This is a genomic window from Kitasatospora sp. NPDC049285, from assembly GCF_040678815.1.
Classification (GTDB): domain Bacteria; phylum Actinomycetota; class Actinomycetes; order Streptomycetales; family Streptomycetaceae; genus Kitasatospora.
This window is the reverse complement of record NZ_JBFAQR010000076.1, coordinates 1-19126: the sequence shown is the minus strand read 5'-3', so window position 1 is coordinate 19126 and position 19126 is coordinate 1. Positions and strand designations below refer to the sequence as shown.

The window sequence follows — 19126 nt, the reverse complement described above, 5'->3', positions numbered from 1 at the left end:
CCCACCGTCAACACCCGTCCCGGGTCCGGGCCCCCGGATGCCTTGCCCGCCAAGGGCCGTCACGCGTACGGGTGGACTTTTCGAGGGCCTCCGGACCGCCGGAAACCGCCTTGGGCCCGCCGTCCGGCACCCGATACCAAGATCAGGCGCACCGCCGATCCGCGACTCCCGAGACCGAGAAGGCCCCGATGACCGAGCAGCTCTCCCCGACGCCCGGCCCGCACGCCCACCCGGATGCACACCCCGCCGCCCACGCGAACGCCCACCCGGATACCCACGCCGCCACCCACGCGAACGCCCACCCGGATACCCACGCCGCCACCCACGCGAACGCCCACCCGGATACCCGCCCCGCCACCCACGCGAACGCCCACCCGGATACCCACGCCGCCGCCCACGCGGAGCTCCGCCCGCACGTCCGCCCGCTGGTCCACCCCGTGCACGTCCCCGGCCACCCGCACCCGCGCCGCCCGGTCCGGCACCCGCACCAGTCCGGCGAGGCTCCGCGTGTCCCGCGCAACCCGCGCGCCGCCTGCGCCCCCGCCCGCCCGTACCGTCCGCGTACGCCCGCGCCGACCACCACCCGGCACGCCGACCTGGCGGCCCGCTTCGCCCACCGCCTGGTCGAGGTGCTCACCGGCACCCGCCCGGTCCACCAGTTGCAACGGCACACCACGCTGCCCGGCTTCCACCAGCTCGCGGCACTGGTCCGCACCGGCCCGCTGCGCCCCCGCGGACGCACCAGCCCGTTCCGGCTGGGCCGCGTCCACGACTCCGTCCCCGCCCCGGGCGCCCTGGAGGCCTGCGTGCGGGTCGAGTTCGGGCCCCGCCACCACATGCTGGCCTTCCGCCTCGAACAGCACACCCGCACCGGCCAGTGGCAGTGCTCGGCGGTGGAGGCCCGGTGACGCACCGTCAAAATGCCCACCGCTCAGCGCGGGCCCCAGGCCGGCCGCCCCACACCGGTGCCGTCCTCGCCTGCCGGCCCGCCACGGACTGCAGGACGGCGTCCTCCCCGGCGACCGCGAGCAGGTCGGGGGCTGCGCTATCGCCGGAGCGCACGAACGGCCGTAGGTGCCGACACCGAGCAGGATCCCGGCCGCGACCGGCAGGTGGCCGCGGCGCGGGTGGACCAGCGACCAGTACAGCCCGGGCCCGCACAGCGACCCGCCGAACAGCCCGACGAAGAACATCTCGAACCAAGAGCAGGTGAAACCCCCGTCAGCTCCCGGAACGAGCTCCCGGAACGCCCGACGGGGCGCCACTCCAGCAGGAGTGACGCCCCGTCGGGACCAGCCGGTGTCAGGCCTTGCGGCGGCGGCCGCTCTTCGCGGCCTTCGCGGCCTTGCGCCGCTCGGCCCGGGTCAGGCCGTCGCCCTCGCTGATCAGGCCGTCCTCGTCGAACTCGCCCTCGATCACGCCGCCGCCGATCTCGTCCGAGGGGGCGGTGTAGTGCAGGCGCTTGCGCTCCGGGGCCTCCAGGCCCTTGGCGCGGATCTCCGGGCGTGCCGGCGCGGCGTCCTTCTCCAGCTTGTCGAGCAGCACCTGCTCGTCCGCGATCGGGACCTCCTCGACCTGCTGCTCGACCTGGACCTCCAGGTTGAACAGGTAGCCGACGGACTCCTCCTTGATGCCCTCCATCATCGCGGAGAACAGGTCGAAGCCCTCGCGCTGGTACTCGACCAGCGGGTCGCGCTGGGCGTAGGCGCGCAGCGCGATGCCCTCCTGCAGGTAGTCCATCTCGTAGAGGTGCTCACGCCAGCGGCGGTCCAGCACCGAGAGCACCACGCGGCGCTCCAGCTCGCGCATGATCTGCTCGCCGAGCTGGTCCTCGCGGCGGCCGTAGGCGGCCTGGACGTCCTCCTGGATGGCCTTGGTGAGGAACTCGGGGGTGAGCCCGCCGGTCTCGGCGGCCTCCTCCTCCAGCTCGTCCAGGTCCAGGCCGACCGGGTACAGCTGCTTCAGCGCGGTCCACAGCTTGTCGAGGTCCCAGTCGTCCTCGAAGCCCTCGCCGGTCGCGGCGGACACGTACGCGGCGACCGTGTCGTCCATGAAGTGGCCGACCTGCTCCTGCAGGTCCTCGCCCTCCAGGACGCGGCGGCGCTCGCCGTAGATGACCTCGCGCTGGCGGTTGAGGACCTCGTCGTACTTGAGGACGTTCTTGCGGATCTCGAAGTTCTGCTGCTCGACCTGGGTCTGCGCGGAGGCGATCGCCCGGGTGACCATCTTCGACTCGATCGGCACGTCCTCCGGGACGTTCGCCATCGACAGCACGCGCTCGACCATGCCGGCCTTGAACAGGCGCATCAGGTCGTCGCCGAGCGACAGGTAGAACCGGGACTCGCCCGGGTCGCCCTGACGGCCGGAGCGGCCGCGCAGCTGGTTGTCGATCCGGCGGGACTCGTGGCGCTCGGTGCCGAGGACGTACAGGCCGCCGATCTCCTGCACCTCCTCCTGCTCCGCCTTGACCGCGCCCTTGGCCTTCTCCATCGCGGCCGGGTACGCGGCCTCGTACTCCTCCGGGGTGTCCTCGGGAGTGATGCCGCGCTGCGCCAGCTCGGCGGCGGCCAGGTGCTCGGGGTTGCCGCCGAGCATGATGTCGGTGCCGCGGCCGGCCATGTTGGTGGCGACGGTGACGGCGCCCTTGCGGCCCGCCTGCGCGACGATCTGCGCCTCGCGCTCGTGGTGCTTGGCGTTCAGCACCTCGTGCGGGATGCCGCGCTTGCGCAGCTCCTGCGACAGGTACTCGGACTTCTCCACCGACACGGTGCCGACCAGCACCGGCTGGCCCTTCTCGTGCCGCTCGGCGATGTCCTCGACCACGGCGGCGAACTTGGCCGGCTCGGACTTGTAGATCAGGTCCGGCTGGTCGATGCGCTTGGGCGACTTGTTGGTCGGGATCGGCACGACGCCGAGCTTGTAGATCTGGTGGAACTCGGCCGCCTCGGTGGTGCCGGTACCGGTCATGCCGGACAGCTTGTCGTAGAGGCGGAAGAAGTTCTGCAGGGTGATGGTGGCCAGCGTCTGGTTCTCGTTCTGGACCTCGACGCCTTCCTTGGCCTCGATCGCCTGGTGCATGCCCTCGTTGTAGCGGCGGCCGGCCAGGATGCGGCCGGTGTGCTCGTCGACGATCATGACCTCGCCGTTGATGACGACGTAGTCCTTGTCGACCTTGTACAGCTCCTTCGCCTTGATGGCGTTGTTCAGGAAGCCGACCAGCGGGGTGTTCACCGACTCGTAGAGGTTGTCGATGCCCAGGTAGTCCTCGACCCGGGAGACGCCCTCCTCGAGGATGCCGACGGTGCGCTTCTTCTCGTCGACCTCGTAGTCGCGCTCGATCTTGAGGCGCTGCACCAGCTTGGCGAAGTCGTTGTACCACTTGGTGGCCTGGTCGGCCGGGCCCGAGATGATCAGCGGGGTGCGGGCCTCGTCGATCAGGATCGAGTCGACCTCGTCGACGATCGCGAAGTTGTGGCCGCGCTGCACCAGTTCGTCCTGCGACCACGCCATGTTGTCGCGCAGGTAGTCGAAGCCGAACTCGTTGTTGGTGCCGTAGGTGATGTCCATCGAGTACTGGCGCTGACGCTCGGCGGGCGTCATGTTCGCCAGGATCACGCCGACCTCCAGGCCCAGGAAGCGGTGCACCCGGCCCATCCACTCCGAGTCGCGCTCGGCGAGGTAGTCGTTGACCGTGATCAGGTGCACGCCCTTGCCGGTCAGCGCGTTCAGGTACGCGGGCAGGGTGCCGACCAGGGTCTTGCCCTCGCCGGTGCGCATCTCGGCGACGTGGCCGTAGTGCAGCGCCGCACCGCCCATGATCTGGACGTCGTAGTGGCGCTGGCCGAGGACCCGGCGCGCCGCCTCACGGACGGTGGCGAAGGCCTCGGGGAGGATGTCGTCCAGCGTCTCGCCGTCGGCGAGACGGGCCTTGTACTCGTCGGTCAGCGCACGCAGCTCTTCGTCGGTGAGGTTGGTGAAGTCCTCTTCGATCGAGTTGACCTGGGCGGCGATCCGCTGCAGCTTGCGGAGGATCTTACCCTCGCCTGCGCGCAAGATCTTGTCGAAGACGGACACGTGAGCGGGCTCCTTGCCTGGATCGGCTCTGGATGACTGACGGAGGGGAGTCCACCCCACCGTACGGGCCATCGTATGCGAGGAGTCCGAGCGGCCGGGAGGTCCGTCAGCACGGTATTCCTGTGTCACCCCTGGGGGCACATCGTCCGAAGCCAGGTCCAATCGGTCGAAACGCTCCGCCCGCGCCGGATTGTCAGTGCCCTCGCCTACCCTCGGCCGCATGCCAGCGACCCCTCCGCCGACCGTCCGCCTCTCCGCCGACCAGGCCCGCCGACTCGCCCTGCGCGCCCAGGGCCTGCTCGGCTCCGCCGACCGCCGCGCCTCGGTGGAGGGCGTGCTGCGCCAGCTCGGCGCGGTCCAGCTGGACACCATCTCGGTGCTGGCCCGCTCGCACGAACTGGTCCCGTACGCGCGGCTCGGCGCGGTCGGCCGGCGCACCGTTGAGCAGGCCTACTGGGGGCGGGCCACCACCTTCGAGTACTGGTCGCACGCGGCGTGCATCCTGCCGATCGAGGAGTGGCCGCTGTTCGCCTTCCGCCGCCGCGCCTACCGCGACAAGGGCAACCTGTGGAACCACCGGGTCGCCCCGGAGGCCTACCAGCTGGTGCTCGACAAGCTGCGCGCCGAGGGCCCGTCGACCTCCACCGCGCTCGGCGGCGCGAAGCGGACCGCCGAGTGGTGGGACTGGTCCGACACCAAGATCGCGGTCGAGCGGGCGCTGGCCTTCGGCGATGTGGTGGTGACCGAACGGCGCGGCTGGAAGCGGGTCTACGACCTGGCCGAGCGGGCCGTCCCCGCCGAGCTGTACGGGCAGCGGCTGACCGACCAGGAGTGCCTGGTCCGGCTGGTCGCGCAGGCCGGCGCGGCGCTCGGCGTGGCCACCCGGGCCGACCTGATGGACTACCACCGCCTCAAGGGCGCCCAGGTGGACGCCGCGCTGCCGGAGTCCGGCCTGGTCCCGGTCGCGGTGGACGGCTGGTCGGCCCCGGCCTGGGCGGACCCGGCGGCGCTGGAGTCGGAGCCGCGCGGGCGGCACCGCACCACGCTGCTCTCCCCGTTCGACTCGCTGATCTGGGACCGCGCCCGCACCGAGCGGATCTTCGGGATGAGCCACCGGCTGGAGGCCTACACCCCCAAGCACAAGCGGGTGCACGGCTACTTCGCGATGCCGCTGCTGGCCGGCGGCCGGCTGGTCGGCCGGGTCGACCCGGCCCGCGAGGGCAGCACCCTGGTGGCCCGTCAGGTCTCCCTGGACGCCGCGAAGTTCGCCCCCGCGCTGGCCGAGGCGCTGCGCGAGGCGGCCGCCTGGACGGGCTGCACGGAGGTGCGGGTGGAGGCCTTGGCCGACGAGTCGATGCGGCCCGCGGTCGAGAAGGAACTCAGCTGACGCTCAGCCTATTTCGAGGATCTTCTCACGCATCGCGTAGACCACGGCCTCCATCCGGGAGTGCAGCTGCAGCTTCTCCAGGATGTTCCGGACGTGGTTCTTCACGGTGTTCTCGCTGATGAACAGCTCCTTGGCGATCTCCCGGTTGTTCATCCCGGTGGCCACCAGCTTGAGCACCTCCAGCTCCCGGTCGGTCAGCCGGGGCGCGGGCACCAACTCCCGGTCGTCCGAACGGCGCTGGATCATCGACTTGAACTCGGTCAGCAGCTTCGCCGCCATCGAGGGACTGATCTGCGACTGCCCGTCGGCCACCGCACGGATCGCGGTGGCCACCTCGTCGGTGGAGATCTCCTTCAGCAGGTAGCCGGTGGCCCCCGCCTTGATCGCCTCGTAGAGGTCGGCCTCCTCGTCGCTGATCGTCAGCATGATGATCTTGGCGCTGGGGACCACGTCCTTGATCGCGGTGCACGCCTCGATCCCGCTGCGCCGGGGCATCCGGACGTCCATCAGGATGATGTCGGGCAGCAGGTCGGCGGCCTTCAGCACCGCCTCGGCACCGTCCCCGGCCTCGCCGATGACCCGGATGTCCTCCTCCTCGGCCAGCACGATCTCCAGGCCGCGGCGGAACAGCGCGTGGTCGTCCACCACCAGCACCCGGATCGGCTCCGCGCGGCGCGGCGGGTAGCCGGAGTCCTCCGGGTCCAGGCCCTCCCGCGAAAGGTCCCCCATCTGCTCCTCCCCCCGCCGCAGGTCGACTGACCCGCACATCATTCCACGGCGCGGCGGCGGCGCGATCACCCTCCGCCGCCGAACCGCCCTGCTGGGTGATCCCGGACGTGCGCGACCCCGGCGGCTGCGGGAGCCGCCGGGGTCGCCGGTTCTTCCATCCTCGTGCGGGTTCTGCTCGCCGGGCCGGGTGTCAGTCCTCGTCCGGCCCGTTGATCGCGCCGCCGGCCCCGGCCGCGTCGGCCACCGCCGCGAGGTCCTCCTTCAGGTGGATCACGCCGTAGTGGTAGCCGTGCCGGCGGTAGACCACGCTCGGCAGGCCGCTGTCCTTCTCCTGGAACAGGTAGAAGTCGTGGCCGACCAGCTCCATCGCGTACAGCGCCTGGTCCAGCGACATCGGCGCGGCGGAGTGCGTCTTCTCGCGGACGACGAGCGGACCGTCGCCCTGCACCTCCAGGCTTCCCATCATGGTCTTGCGAGCCGCGCCGTTCGCGCCCTCGGGCGCCTCCGTGGCGGGCAGCTCGGCCAGCGCGGCGGTCGCCGCCGCGACGCTCACCGGGGTGCGGCCGTTGGCGCCGCCCTTGTGAACCCGGCGCCGGTCGGCGGACTTGCGCAGCTGCGCCTCCAGCTTCGCGGAGGCGAGGTCGAGGGCCGCCCACGGGTCGGTGGCGGAGGCCTCGGCCCGGATCACCGGGCCCCGGCTGCGGAGGGTGATCTCGACCCGGTCGGAACGGTCGGCCTGACGCGGGTTGTGCTCCTTGGACACCTCGACGTCGAGGCTGATCGCCTTGGTGTCGAAGCGCTGGACCTTCTCCAGCTTCTCGGCCACGTGCTCGCGGAACCTCTTGGGCACCTCGGTCTTGCGGCCCTTGACGACGATGTCCACGCAGAACTCCGATCCCTTGTGCTGACCGGTCGGGAGTACGTCCCGGACCGGCGTGAGACCCAGCCGAACCGATCGGTCCGCCGCCTGCCCCCGGTCACTGCCGGGGCGGTGGCGAGGACCGCGGCCCTCACCTCACTTCCTCCCCACCAGGGGCTTTCAAAACCCCTGGAGCCTCATGCAACACCTCACCCGGGGATCTCGCACCCCAGTCGAACGAACGTACCGGCACGCGGTCGACGATCCGGCTGTTCCCCCCTGTTTACCCCCCTTGGGGTGAAACAACGGTAAACATCTGGACAACACGCTCGGTTACGCCCACCGTATGGCTCAAGTCGCCGCCTGGCCAGCCCTCGGGAGGTGTTCGTGACGCGCTGTGACACCGCCCGCCTTCCCGTCGCCCGCCCCGGCGCCGCCCTCACGGCCCTGCTCGACCTGCTGGTCCCCGCCCGCTGCGCCGGATGCGGCACCGGCCGCGGCGGCCTCTGCACCGTCTGCCGCACCCTGCTCGACGGCGTCCACGCCGGACCGGCCGGGCCGGTGCGCCCGCCGCCCGACCTCCCACCGTTGCACGCAGCCGCGACCTACGCCGGGCCGGTGCGCCAACTGCTGCTCGCGCACAAGGAACGCGGCGCGCTGCGACTGGCCGCGCCGCTCGGCGGCGCGCTGGCCGCCGCGGTGCGCTCGGCGACCGGTGCGGGCACCGCTCCGCTGCTGCTGGTCCCGATGCCCTCCGCCCGGCGGGCCACCCGCGCCCGCGGGCACGATCCGACGCTGCGGCTGGCCCGGGCCGCCGCGCGCGCCCTGCACCGCGGCGGGGTCGCCACCCTGGTCGCGCCGGTGCTGCGGCAGATCCGCCCGGTCGCCGACCAGGCCGGCCTCGGCGCCGCGGACCGCCACCGCAACCTGCACGGCGCGCTCGCCGTCCCCGACCGCCTCGCCGCCCGGCTGGCCGGCCACCGCCTGGTGCTGGTCGACGACCTGGTCACCACCGGCGCCACCCTCGCCGAAGCCGCCCGCGCCCTACGCGCCGCCGGCTGCCCGCCCCGCGCCGCCGCCACCGTCGCCGCGACGGCCCGCCGGAACTGACGGGGCGTCACGCCACCGGTCGAGGGTGGCTAGCCCGGGTAGCTGAAGGCCACGGCCGGGATCTTGCTGGGGACCTCGTGCCACTGGTTGTCCTTGAGCCGGTAGAGGCCGTTGTGGGACACCGTCAGGACCGCGGGGCCGACCTGGTCGCCGGCGGTGCGGGCCTCGGTGGCGGAGAGCGCGGTCATCGACTCGCCGCCCTGGAGCGGGGAGTCGGTGGACTGGGAGCCGTCGGTGCCGAGGAAGTGCAGCTGCTGGAGCCGGTCGGTCTCCTTGCCGAGCACCACCAGCTGGTCGGTGTCGCCCCAGCCGACCGCGGCGACCTCGGCCAGCTGCGGGGCGACGTTGCGCAGCGCGATGATCCGGGCCTGCGGGGCGGCGGGGGTGCCGCTGTGCACCACCAGGCCGAGGACCAGCGTGGCGGGCGCGTTGGGGCTCTTGACCACCATGGCGACCCGGGTGCCGTCGGAGGAGATCCGCAGCGACTGCACGGCCCGGCCGTCCAGCCCGTCGACGCCGACCTGCACGGTGGTGCGGCCGCGCACCATCAGCACGCGGGGCGCGGCGGGGTCGCGGTCGACCAGCCACAGGTCGCCGCGGCCGTCCCAACTCGGCGAGGCCAGGGCGGGGTTGGCGCCCGGGGCGCGGGGCGGGACCACCGGGTCGCCGAGCTTGTCGCCCTCGGTGAGGCCGGTGACGTACAGGTTGTGGCCGTCCTGGCCGATCACCGCGGCGGCGGCGCCGTCCCGGCGGACCGCGATCTCGCCGGGCTTGGGCTGGCCGGGCTGCGGGGCCTGGCCGAGCACCCCGGCGACCGGGACGGGGTCCACGCCGTCCTGGTAGCGGGTCAGCCGGCCGTCCTCCAGCCGGATGTACGCCTGCACGCCGGTGGACTCGCCGGCCAGCGCGCCGGGGGCGACCTGGGCCGCCTGGCCGCTGCCGACCGAGCAGCCGCCCTTGGCGGAGGCCAGGTCCAGCCGTTCGAGCTTGCCCTGCTGGTCGGCGAGGGTCTGGAAGAGCTGCTGGGCCATCTGCTGGCAGCCCACCTGGTTGGCGCCGAGGTCGACGCCGTCCACCCGGACGGTGGTGACCCGGTTGTCGCCGACGGTGGCGCCGAGCACCCGCACCCCGTCGAGCGCCGAGTACACCACCGGGGAGAGCCACTGCGAGGGGCCGGCGGCGACCGCCGAGGCGGCCTCGGTGAGCGGGTCTATTCGGCGCCGCAGGTAGATCGGGTCGGGCACCAGCACCGGGGTGTTGGCACTGCGCTCGTTGGTCGGGTCGGTGCGCGCGAAGAAGTAGCGGTGGACCGGCTTGTAGCCGTTCTTGAAGTTGGTCTGGTCGACGATCAGCCCGTCCGGGAGGCCGTCGATCCGCCACTCGCCCTTGTTCGGGCCCTCGGTCTCCTTCACGAAGGTGAAGACCTGCTGGTAGTTCTCGACCAGGCGGGCCTGGTAGGTGTGCCGGCCGTCCAGCTCGGCGACCTGGCGGCCGCTGACGGTCAGCTGCGCGCTGCTGTCGCCCTGGTCGGGGGTCGGGTGCGTGACCCGCGGGGCGTCCGAGAGCACCACCACGCCGGCGTCCGGGCGCCAGCGCTTGGCGGCGTCCGCGGTCAGGTACTGCTTGGCGGTGTCGTAGTTGGCCTGGTCGGCGTTGGAGGAGTCGAGGAAGCCGGTGAGCAGGTCGCCCAGGTTCTCACCGGGGTGCGGGGCGACCGGGTAGACGTGCACCTGCAGGCCGTCCGCGGCGCCCTGGGAGACCTCCAGGCGCTCCGGGGGGCCGCCGGAGGGCATGGTGACGCACCCGGTGGCCGCGGCGGCCAGCAGCACGGCCCACGCCAGGGACCGGATCCGCCGGTCAGCCGTCCTGCGGTCGCTCCTGGTCACCCCGGGTCCCCTCCTGCTCGGTGTCGCCCTGCTCGGTGTCGACGCGTTCCGGCGCGGGGGCCGACGGCTGGGCCGGGGGCCGCGCGCCGCGGTCCACCACGATCTGCGCGCCGGTCGCACCGTACCCGGCGGCGCCCGCCCGGACGTCCGAGGGGTCGGCGACCGGGGCGGCGGCCGGACGGCCCAGACCGGGGCCGATGCTGAGCACCCCGCCGAGGCCGGAGCCGAAGGTGTGCCGCTCGGCGTCCGGGGTCTCCGGGATGACGGTGGACTCCCCGGTCGCGGTCAGCGCGGTGGCACCCTGCGGGCGCACCGCCCGGCGGTAGGGGGTGCCGGCCGAGGCCATGCCGCGGTTGTGCCGGGAGTCCTCGGGCTCCAGCCGGAACGGCGCCCGGGAGAGCTCGCCACCGCGGGTGCGCGGCAGCGTGAGCCGGAAGTGCGAGCCGCCACCGGGCTCGCCCCAGGCCTGCAGCCAGCCGCCGTGCAGGTGGGCGTCCTCGACCGCGATGGACAGGCCCAGGCCGGTGCCGCCGGTGGTGCGCACCCGGGACGGGTCGGCCCGCCAGAAGCGGTGGAACACCCGGGACGCCTCGCCCGGCTTCAGGCCGATGCCGTAGTCGCGCACGCCGACCGCGACGGCGCCCTCGCCGGCGCCGAGCCGGATCACCACGTCCCGGCCCTCGCCGTGCTCCAGCGCGTTGACCACCAGGTTGCGCAGGATCCGCTCGATCCGGCGGGAGTCGACCTCGGCGACCACCGGGTTCTCGGCGCCGCGGATCAGCACCGCGCTGCCCTTCGCCCGGGCCAGCGGGTCGGCGGCCTCCACCACCCGGGTCACGATGTCCCGCAGGTCGACCGGCTCGGCGTCCAGGATCGCCGCACCCGCGTCGAACCGGCTGATCTCCAGCAGGTCGGCGAGCAGCGACTCGAAGCGGTCCAGCTGGTCCTGGAGCAGCTCGGCGGAGCGGGCCGCCATCGGGTCCAGGTCCTCGCGGCTGTCGTAGATCAGGTCGGCGGCCATCCGCACCGTGGTGAGCGGGGTGCGCAGCTCGTGCGAGACGTCGGAGACGAAGCGGCGCTGCACCCGGGACAGCTCCTCGAGCTGCCGGATCTGCGCCTGCAGGCCGTTGGCCATCCGGTTGAACGAGTCGCCGAGGCGGGCGATGTCGTCGGTGCCGGTGACCTTCATCCGCTCGTCGAAGTGCCCGCCGGCCAGCCGCTCGGAGATCCCCGCGGCCATCCGGACCGGGGTGACCACCTGGCGCACCACCAGCCAGGCGATGCCGCCGAGCAGGATCACCAGGAACAGCCCGGCGGTGGCCAGGGTGCCGATCACCAGGTTGAGGGTGCTGGTCTCCTGCTGGAACGAGAAGACGTAGTACAGCTGGTAGGCGTTGCCGTCGGGGCCGGAGAACTGCTTGCCGATCGCCAGGCCCTTGTTGTCGTCGGCGACCTGCGGGGCGTTCGGGTCGCGGTAGATCCGCACCGTCTGCTCGTGCGGGACGCTCGGCTCGGCGGCGACCTTGGCGCGCATCTCCGGCGTGATGGTGTCCGGCAGGATCGTGCCGGAGTAGCGGGCGCCGCCGCGCAGGCCCGCGCTGGCCGAGCTCTCCTCGAACCCGGACGGGGTCAGCGCGATCACCGAGTACACGCCGGAGCCACCGGAGGCCAGGTCGGAGACCTGCTTGGTCAGCCAGGCGTTGATCTGGTCGCGGGTCGGGTCGGCGGTCGCGCCGGCCTTCGCCTGCAGGTTGATCGCCTCGTTGATCTTGTCCTGCTCGATCTGGAAGCCGCCGATCGCCTGGCCCTGCGCGGCGCGCTTCTTGGAGTCCAGCAGGCCGGTGCGCACCTGGGCGACCACCACCACGCCGAGCACCAGCACCACCACGAAGGACAGCAGCAGCGTCGCCGCCACCACCCGCAGCTGGATGGAGCGGCGGTACAGCGCCAGCACCCGGCCCACCGGGTGCCGGAACTGACGGACCACCGGCGCGAACAGCACCGCCCACCACCGGCGCCGTCGCGGCCCCTCGGTGGTGGAACTCAGCACGTCGCCGCGCACAGCAGCCTCCCCGCCGGACCGGTCGTCCGACGGGGAGTCGTCAGCTCGCACTCCGCCCACGTCAGCTGGGCCCCGCCTTGTAGCCCACGCCGCGGACCGTCACCACGATCTCCGGACGCTCCGGGTCCTTCTCGATCTTGGAGCGGAGCCGCTGCACGTGCACGTTCACCAGCCGGGTGTCGGCCGCGTGCCGGTAGCCCCAGACCTGCTCCAGCAGCACCTCGCGGGTGAACACCTGCCAGGGCTTGCGGGCCAGCGCGACCAGCAGGTCGAACTCCAGCGGGGTCAGCGGAATGCCGCGGCCCTCGCGCTTGACCGAGTGCCCGGCGACGTCGATCACCAGGTCGCCGATGGTCAGCTGCTCCGGCGTCGGCTCCTCGGCCCGGCGCAGTCGGGCCCGCACCCGGGCGACCAACTCCTTGGGCTTGAACGGCTTGGTGACGTAGTCGTCGGCACCCGACTCCAGGCCCACCACGATGTCGACCGTGTCGGTCTTCGCGGTCAGCATGACGATCGGAATACCGGACTCCGCCCGGATCTGGCGGCACACGTCGATGCCGTCGCGGCCGGGCAGCATCAGGTCAAGCAGCACCAGATCGGGCTTGGTCTCGCGGAACGCGGCCAGAGCCTTGTCCCCGTCCGCCACGAAAAACGGCTCAAAACCCTCACCACGCAGCACGATGCCGAGCATCTCGGCCAGTGCGGTGTCGTCATCGACGACGAGGACACGTCCCTTCATGGCTCCATCTTCTCATCATGCGGATGTGACCTGTCGCACAGCCGTCCCACTCGATACCGGCCGACCGTCCGTCGAACCAGTCATACCATCGCAAACCCCGCAGGCAGCACGGCCGGAGGGGACCGTTGTCGATCAGCAACGGGATACCCCTGGGGTGCGCGTGCGCACCATGACACGATGGGCACCCCGAAGCACCCGGAAGCAGGGTGCCCCGACGAGGAGCGTTGATGACCGAGACCCCGGGCTGGACGTCCCCCGGTTCTCCCGAGCCCGCGCCCGGCACCTCCGAATCCGGCCACCCGGCGCCGGTCGCCGCTCCCCCCGCTCCCCAGGACGCCCCTCCCCCGCCGCCGCAGGCCGGCTGGAGCACCCCCCAGCCCGGCTGGGGTGCCCCGCAGCCGCAGCCCGGATGGGGTGCCCCTCAGGGCCCTTACCCGGGCCCGCAGGCCGGCTGGGGCGTGCCGCTCAGCCCCAAGCCCGGGATCATCCCGCTGCGCCCGCTCGGCGTCGGCGAGATCATCGACGCCTGCTTCGGCACCGTCCGCCGCTACTGGCGCACCGCGTTCGGCCTCAGCCTCGGCCTGGCCGCCGTGGTCCAACTGGTGCAGGCGCTGGTCGACTGGTGGATCCACGTCGACGGCACCCAGACCGAGGCGATGTTCTCGCGCTACTTCACCATGCCGCTGCAACTGCTCGCCGGCATCGTGGCCAGCGGCCTGCTCACCGTCGTGGTCGGCCGCGGTGTGCTCGGGCAGGACGCCACCCTCAAGGACGCCTGGGAGGGCGCCCGTCCCCGGATGTGGCGGCTGGCCGGCCTGACCCTGCTCAACGTGCTGATCCTGGTCGGCGGCCTGGGCGTGGTGGTCGTCCCGCTGTCGGTGCTGGCCGTGGTCCTCCACGCCCCGGCGCTGATCCTGCTGGCGCTGCTCGCGCTGCCCCCGGCGATCTGGGTGTGGGTCCGGCTCAGCCTGTCCGCGCCCGCCCTGATGCTGGAGCACCAAGGCGTCGTCGCCGCGATGAAGCGCTCCTGGCGGCTGGTCCGCGGCTCCTGGTGGCGGATCTTCGGCATCACCGTGCTGTTCCAGATCTGCGTCGGGATGCTCAGCGCCGTCCTGGTCATCCCCGGCACCGTCGCCTCGCTGATGGTCGGCGGCGGCCCGGGCGGCATCCCGGCCGAGTCCGACTCCGGGGCGATCGCCGGCATCGTGATCTCCGCCGTCTGCTACACCCTGGCCAGCACGCTGACCATCCCGCTCAGCGCCACCCTCACCGTGCTGCTCTACATCGACCAGCGGATCCGCCGCGAGGCCCTCGACCTCGAACTGGCCCGCGCCGCCGGACTGCCCGGCTACGGCTGGAACGCCCAGGGCGCCGCGCCCGTCCCGGGCCAGAGCACGCCGCCGGGGGTCTGAACAGCATGGGGTTCCGGGGGGAGGGGACGCCGCTCGCGGACGGCGTCCCGGTGACCGTGCCGCGCGACGCCGCCCGCGACGCCGCGCACGAAGAGCTCCGCAAGGCCGTCTACCACCAGCACGACCCGGGCCTCATCGACCGGGCCCTCGACTGGCTCGGCCGCCAGTTCGACCGGATGTTCGACAACCTCGGCAGCCCGTTCGGCGGAGGCGGCGGCACCGCCCTGGTACTGCTGCTCGTCGTCGCCGTCCTGATCGCCGCCGCCCTGTGGTGGCGCTACGGCGCCCCCGGCCGCACCGCCCGCTCCACCAGCGCGCTGTTCACCGCCGACGGCCCGCGCAGCGCCGACCAGCACCGCGCCGCGGCCGCCGCACACGCCGCCGCCGGCGAGTGGGCCGACGCCGTCCGCGAACAGATGCGCGCCCTGGTCCGCGGCCTGGAGGAACGCACCCTGCTCGACCCGCGCCCCGGCCGCACCGCCGACGAGGCGGCCGCCGAAGCCGGCCGCGCCCTGCCCGACCACGCCGCCGAACTCGCCGCCGCCGCAGGGCTGTTCGACGACATCGCGTACGGCGACCGGACCGCCGACCAGGACGCCTACCGCACCCTGGCCGCCCTCGACCGCACCGTCGCCGCGACCCGCCCCACGCCCGTCCCGGCCGGCGGAGGACCCGCATGACCACCACCGCACCGCCGCCCGCCACCGCCGAACCCGCCCCGGCCGACGCCCCCGCCGCCGAGCCCGCGCCCCGGCCCACCGCCCGCACCCTGTGGCGGCGCTGGCGCTGGTACCTGCTCTCCGCCGCGATCCTGCTGCTGGTCGGCGTCCTGGTCGCCGCCATACCCGGCGGCGGCACCTACCCGCCGCTCGACCCGCGCTCCGGCGACAAGGACGGCACCCTCGCCGCCGTCCGCCTGCTGGAACGCCACGGCGTCACCACCCGCACCGTCACCACCGAGGCCGACCTCGCCGCCGCACTGCGTGCCGACGACACCACCGTCGTCCTCCCCGGGACCGACCTGATGAGCTACGGCGAACTGAACCGGCTCGGCACCGTCCCGCGCGGCAACCGGAGCCGCCTGGTGCTGCTCGCCCCCGGCCAGCCCGCCCTGGACGCCTTCGCCCCCGGCATCACCGTCAGGTACGCCGACACCACCGACACCCTCACCACCCCCGCCACCTGCACCCTGCCCGAGGCCGCGCTGGCCGGCAGCGCCGAACTCGGCGGCCGCAGCTACCGGCACCGCACCAGCGACACCGGCTGCTACCCCCGGCACGGCAACGACACCCTGGTCAGCCGCACCGAGAAGGACCGGCAGGTGATCGTCACCGGCACCGCCGACACGTTCAGCAACGCCCGCCTCGACCAGGAGGGCAACGCCTCGCTCGCCCTCGGCCTGCTCGGCGCCCACCGCACCCTGGTCTGGCACCTGCCCGACCACAGCCTCCCCGACGACGCCTCCGTCCCCGGCCAGAAGACCCTCACCGACTTCGTCCCCGCCGGCTGGTACTGGGCCGCCCTGCAGCTCACCGTCGCCGCGCTGCTCGCCGTCGTCTGGCGCGCCCGCCGCCTCGGCCCCGTGCTGACCGAACAGCTGCCCGTCGTGGTCCGCGCCACCGAGACCACCGAAGGCCGCGCCCGGCTGTACCAGCGCGCCAAGGCCCGCGGCCACGCCGCCGACACCCTGCGCCGCGCCACCCGGCACCGGCTGGCCACCGCCCTCGGCGTCCCCCTGCACTCCGGCGACCCGGAACCGGCCGCCCTCACCGAGGCCGCCACCACCCGCACCGGACGCCCCGCCGCCGACCTCCAGCACCTGCTGTACGGCCCGGCCCCCACCGACGACGCCGCCCTGGTGCGGCTCACCGACGACCTCGACGCCCTGGAAAGGCAGGTACGACACTCGTGACCGAGCAGCTGCTCAAGACCACCCCGGCCGCGCCCACCGGCGACGCCCGCGCCGCCCTCACCGCCCTGCGCGGCGAGATCGCCAAGGCCGTGGTCGGCCAGGACGCCGCCGTCACCGGCCTGGTCGTCGCCCTGCTCTGCGGCGGCCACGTCCTGCTCGAAGGTGTCCCCGGCGTCGCCAAGACCCTGCTGGTCCGCACCCTGGCCACCGCCCTCGACGTGGAGACCAAGCGCATCCAGTTCACCCCCGACCTGATGCCCGGCGACGTCACCGGTTCCCTGGTCTACGACACCCGCACCGCCGAGTTCTCGTTCCAGCCCGGCCCGGTCTTCACCAACCTGCTGCTCGCCGACGAGATCAACCGCACCCCGCCGAAGACCCAGGCCGCCCTGCTGGAGGCCATGGAGGAGGGCCAGGTCACCGTCGACGGCGAGCCCCGCAGGCTCCCCGTCCCGTTCCTGGTCGCCGCCACCCAGAACCCCGTCGAGTACGAGGGCACCTACCCGCTGCCCGAAGCCCAGCTCGACCGCTTCCTGCTCAAGCTGGTCCTCCCGCTGCCCACCCGCGAGCAGGAGTTCCAGGTCCTCTCCCGGCACGCCACCGGCTTCGACCCCCGCGACCTCGCCGCGGCCGGCGTCCGCGCCGTCGCCGGCCCCGCCGACCTGGCCGCCGCCCGCGCGGAGATCGCCAAGCTCACCGTCTCCCCCGAGGTCCTCGCCTACATCGTCGACCTGGTCCGGGCCACCCGGCAGTCCCCCTCGCTCGCCATGGGCGTCTCCCCGCGCGGCGCCACCGCCCTGCTCAACACCTCCCGTGCCTGGGCCTGGCTGGCCGGCCGCGACTACGTCACCCCCGACGACGTCAAGGCCCTCGCCCTGCCGACCCTCCGCCACCGCATCCAGCTCCGCCCCGAGGCCGAGATGGAAGGCACCACCCCGGACAGCGTCATCCAGGCCGTCCTCGCCCAGACCCCGGCCCCGCGCTAACGGCACCCCCACGCGCGCCGACCCGTCCACGAAAGCGAGCCCGCACCATGGCCCTGACCGGCCGAACCGCCCTCCTCGCCGCACTCGGCGCGCTCGTCGTGGGCCTCGTGCTCCCGTCCTGGGCGGGCATCGGCGCGGTCACCCTCCCGCTGCTCGCCGCCGTCCTCGCCGACCTGCTGCTCGCCGCCCCGGTCCGCCGCCTCACCCTCCACCGGGACGGCCAACCCACCGTGCGACTCGGCGAGGCCCTCAGCGTCGACCTGATCATCGGCAACCCGTCAGGACGCCCGCTGCGCGCCCGAGTTCGCGACGCCTGGCTACCCTCCGCCTGGGCGCCCGGCACCTCCTACGACGCCTCCCGACACAGCGTCACCGTCCCCGCCGGGGAACGCCGCCGCCTCACCACCCACCTCGCCCCCACCCGGCGCGGCGACCACCACGCCGGCAAGGTGACGATCCGTTCGCTCGGCCCCCTCGGCCTGGCGGGCCGTCAGGCCTCCCGCACCGCCCCGTGGCGGATCCGCGCCCTGCCCCCGTTCGCCAGCCGCAAGCACCTCCCGTCCAAGCTCGCCCGCCTGCGCGAACTCGACGGCCGCACCAGCGTGCTGACCCGCGGTCAGGGCACCGAGTTCGACTCCCTGCGCGAGTACCTGCCCGGCGACGACGTCCGCTCCATCGACTGGCGCGCCAGCGCCCGCCGCAGCACCGTCGCCGTCCGCACCTGGCGCCCCGAACGCGACCGCCACGTCCTGATCGTCCTCGACACCGGCCGCACCTCCGCTGGCCGCGTCGGCGACGCCCCCCGGCTGGACGCCGCCCTCGACGCCGCGCTGCTGCTCACCGCGCTCGCCACCAAGGCCGGCGACCGCGTCGACCTGCTCGCGCACGACCGCACCCGCCGCGCCGCCCTGGCCGGCCGCTCCGCCTCCGACGTGCTCCCCGCCTTCACCGACGCGATGGCCCTCCTGGAACCCGCCCTGGTCGAGACCGACCTGCGCGCCCTCACCTCCTCCGCCCTCCGGATGGCCCCGCACCGCTCCCTGATCGTCCTCCTCACCGGCCTCGACGCCCGCCCCGTCGAAGACGGCCTGCTCCCTCAGCTCCCCCTCCTCACCAAGCGCCACGAGCTGGTCCTCGCCTCCGTCGCCGACCCCCGCCTCGACCACCTCGCCAACGCCCGCGGCACCGTCCAGGACGTCTACGGCGCCGCCGCCGCCGAACAGACCCGCGCCGACCGCCGCCACACCGCCGAACTCCTCACCCGCCGCGGCGTGACCGTCCTCGACGCCCCACCCGAGACCATCGCCCCCGCCCTGGCCGACACCTACCTCACCCTCAAGGCCGCCGGCCGCCTCTGACCGCCCCCTCGGCCGGTACCCGATACTTCTGGGGTGCTGCTGACATGGATTGCCGAGGTGGCGGACGAGCCGCTCGTACTGGAGCCGGCCGACCGACAGGTGGAGTGGGAGACCAACACCTGGTGGCTGAGCGCAGAGGACGAGGGCAGGCAGGCCCTGTCCGTCTCGGACGTGGTAGCCGCGTTCGAGCAGACCGCTGACGGCATCCGCCTCCGCATCAGCGAGATGGGCTTCGCAGGAGCGGCAACCTTCTACGTATGGCACGACGAACAGGCCGGCCAGCTCCGCTGCTCCACCGGGTCAGTCCCCGTGGACCAACTGCCCTTCCGCGGCGCGTACGTGCCTTCTGACGATCTCGGACCGGTCATTGAAGACTTCCTGAACGACCGACAGCCAGGCTCACCACGTCCCGTGTGGGTTCGCACCGTCGGAACGGTCTCCTGCTGACCGATCCCGCAGCGACGAATGCGTACAACGCAGAAAGGGCCCCAGCCAAATGGCTGGGGCCCTTTCTCAGAAGGAGTTCGGCGGCGTCCTACTCTCCCACAGGGTCCCCCCTGCAGTACCATCGGCGCTATGAGGCTTAGCTTCCGGGTTCGGAATGTAACCGGG

Annotated in this window: 15 protein-coding genes and 1 rRNA gene; 9 read left to right on the top strand and 7 right to left on the bottom strand. The window is 73.3% G+C overall.

What is annotated here, in order from left to right:
• Nucleotides 1-188: 188 nt before the first annotated feature.
• Nucleotides 189-908: an Rv3235 family protein gene (locus tag AB0K51_RS31000; RefSeq protein ID WP_363460917.1), complete on the top strand. Its 720-nt coding sequence runs from the start codon at nucleotides 189-191 to the stop codon at nucleotides 906-908.
• 394 nt (nucleotides 909-1302) lie between these two features.
• Here the strand turns inward: AB0K51_RS31000 and secA are convergent, their stop codons facing one another.
• On the bottom strand, nucleotides 1303-4074 hold the full coding sequence (gene secA / locus AB0K51_RS30995) for a preprotein translocase subunit SecA (protein WP_363460915.1): 2772 nt from the start codon (nucleotides 4072-4074) through the stop codon (nucleotides 1303-1305).
• A gap of 220 nt (nucleotides 4075-4294) precedes the next feature.
• Between secA and AB0K51_RS30990 the strand changes: the two genes are divergently transcribed.
• Nucleotides 4295-5461, top strand: coding sequence for a crosslink repair DNA glycosylase YcaQ family protein (locus AB0K51_RS30990; protein ID WP_363460913.1), 1167 nt, complete (start codon nucleotides 4295-4297; stop codon nucleotides 5459-5461).
• Between the two features lie 3 nt (nucleotides 5462-5464).
• On the opposite strand, the gene AB0K51_RS30985 is transcribed toward AB0K51_RS30990, so the two are convergent.
• Complete coding sequence (locus AB0K51_RS30985; protein WP_363460911.1) at nucleotides 5465-6190, bottom strand: response regulator transcription factor; 726 nt, start codon at nucleotides 6188-6190, stop codon at nucleotides 5465-5467.
• Nucleotides 6191-6380: 190 nt separating this feature from the next.
• The gene (gene raiA / locus AB0K51_RS30980; protein WP_363460909.1) at nucleotides 6381-7073 is read right to left on the bottom strand and encodes a ribosome-associated translation inhibitor RaiA; all 693 of its coding nucleotides are present in this window, start codon (nucleotides 7071-7073) and stop codon (nucleotides 6381-6383) included.
• 363 nt (nucleotides 7074-7436) lie between these two features.
• On the opposite strand from raiA, the gene AB0K51_RS30975 reads away from it, so the two are divergent.
• A complete protein-coding gene (locus AB0K51_RS30975; RefSeq protein WP_363460907.1) occupies nucleotides 7437-8159 on the top strand; it encodes a phosphoribosyltransferase family protein in 723 nt (240 codons plus the stop codon).
• Nucleotides 8160-8188: 29 nt separating this feature from the next.
• Here AB0K51_RS30975 and AB0K51_RS30970 read toward each other — a convergent pair whose 3' ends face one another.
• The 3 genes from AB0K51_RS30970 to mtrA all read right to left on the bottom strand — a co-directional run bounded on the left by AB0K51_RS30970 (nucleotide 8189) and on the right by mtrA (nucleotide 12846).
• Nucleotides 8189-10045, bottom strand: coding sequence for an LpqB family beta-propeller domain-containing protein (locus tag AB0K51_RS30970; protein WP_363460905.1), 1857 nt, complete (start codon nucleotides 10043-10045; stop codon nucleotides 8189-8191).
• A complete protein-coding gene (gene mtrB, locus AB0K51_RS30965) occupies nucleotides 10017-12047 on the bottom strand; it encodes an MtrAB system histidine kinase MtrB (protein WP_363460929.1) in 2031 nt (676 codons plus the stop codon). Before mtrB ends, AB0K51_RS30970 begins: the two co-directional genes overlap by 29 nt.
• 121 nt (nucleotides 12048-12168) lie before the next feature.
• Nucleotides 12169-12846 carry an MtrAB system response regulator MtrA gene (gene mtrA, locus AB0K51_RS30960; RefSeq protein WP_030459579.1) on the bottom strand — a complete coding sequence of 226 codons (678 nt, stop codon included), beginning with the start codon at nucleotides 12844-12846 and terminating at the stop codon, nucleotides 12169-12171.
• Between the two features lie 227 nt (nucleotides 12847-13073).
• Here mtrA and AB0K51_RS30955 point away from each other — a divergent pair, with 227 nt between their 5' ends.
• From AB0K51_RS30955 to AB0K51_RS30930, 6 genes are read left to right on the top strand one after another with little or no spacing between them, the layout of a single operon-like run.
• Nucleotides 13074-14258 carry a glycerophosphoryl diester phosphodiesterase membrane domain-containing protein gene (locus AB0K51_RS30955; RefSeq protein ID WP_363460903.1) on the top strand — a complete coding sequence of 395 codons (1185 nt, stop codon included), beginning with the start codon at nucleotides 13074-13076 and terminating at the stop codon, nucleotides 14256-14258.
• 5 nt (nucleotides 14259-14263) lie between these two features.
• Nucleotides 14264-14938 (top strand): DUF4129 domain-containing protein, encoded by a 675-nt coding sequence (locus AB0K51_RS30950; protein WP_363460901.1) that lies wholly within the window; start codon nucleotides 14264-14266, stop codon nucleotides 14936-14938.
• The gene (locus tag AB0K51_RS30945) at nucleotides 14935-16170 is read left to right on the top strand and encodes a DUF4350 domain-containing protein (protein ID WP_363460899.1); all 1236 of its coding nucleotides are present in this window, start codon (nucleotides 14935-14937) and stop codon (nucleotides 16168-16170) included. The genes AB0K51_RS30950 and AB0K51_RS30945 overlap by 4 nt, the downstream gene beginning before the upstream one ends.
• Nucleotides 16167-17156 carry a MoxR family ATPase gene (locus AB0K51_RS30940; RefSeq protein WP_363460897.1) on the top strand — a complete coding sequence of 330 codons (990 nt, stop codon included), beginning with the start codon at nucleotides 16167-16169 and terminating at the stop codon, nucleotides 17154-17156. Before AB0K51_RS30945 ends, AB0K51_RS30940 begins: the two co-directional genes overlap by 4 nt.
• Nucleotides 17157-17203: 47 nt before the next feature.
• Nucleotides 17204-18514, top strand: a complete 1311-nt coding sequence (locus AB0K51_RS30935; RefSeq protein ID WP_363460895.1) for a DUF58 domain-containing protein — start codon at nucleotides 17204-17206, stop codon at nucleotides 18512-18514.
• Between the two features lie 33 nt (nucleotides 18515-18547).
• Nucleotides 18548-18961, top strand: a complete 414-nt coding sequence (locus AB0K51_RS30930) for a hypothetical protein (protein WP_363460894.1) — start codon at nucleotides 18548-18550, stop codon at nucleotides 18959-18961.
• Nucleotides 18962-19036: 75 nt separating this feature from the next.
• Here AB0K51_RS30930 and rrf read toward each other — a convergent pair.
• Nucleotides 19037-19126 (bottom strand): 5S ribosomal RNA (rrf, locus tag AB0K51_RS30925); the annotation flags it as partial.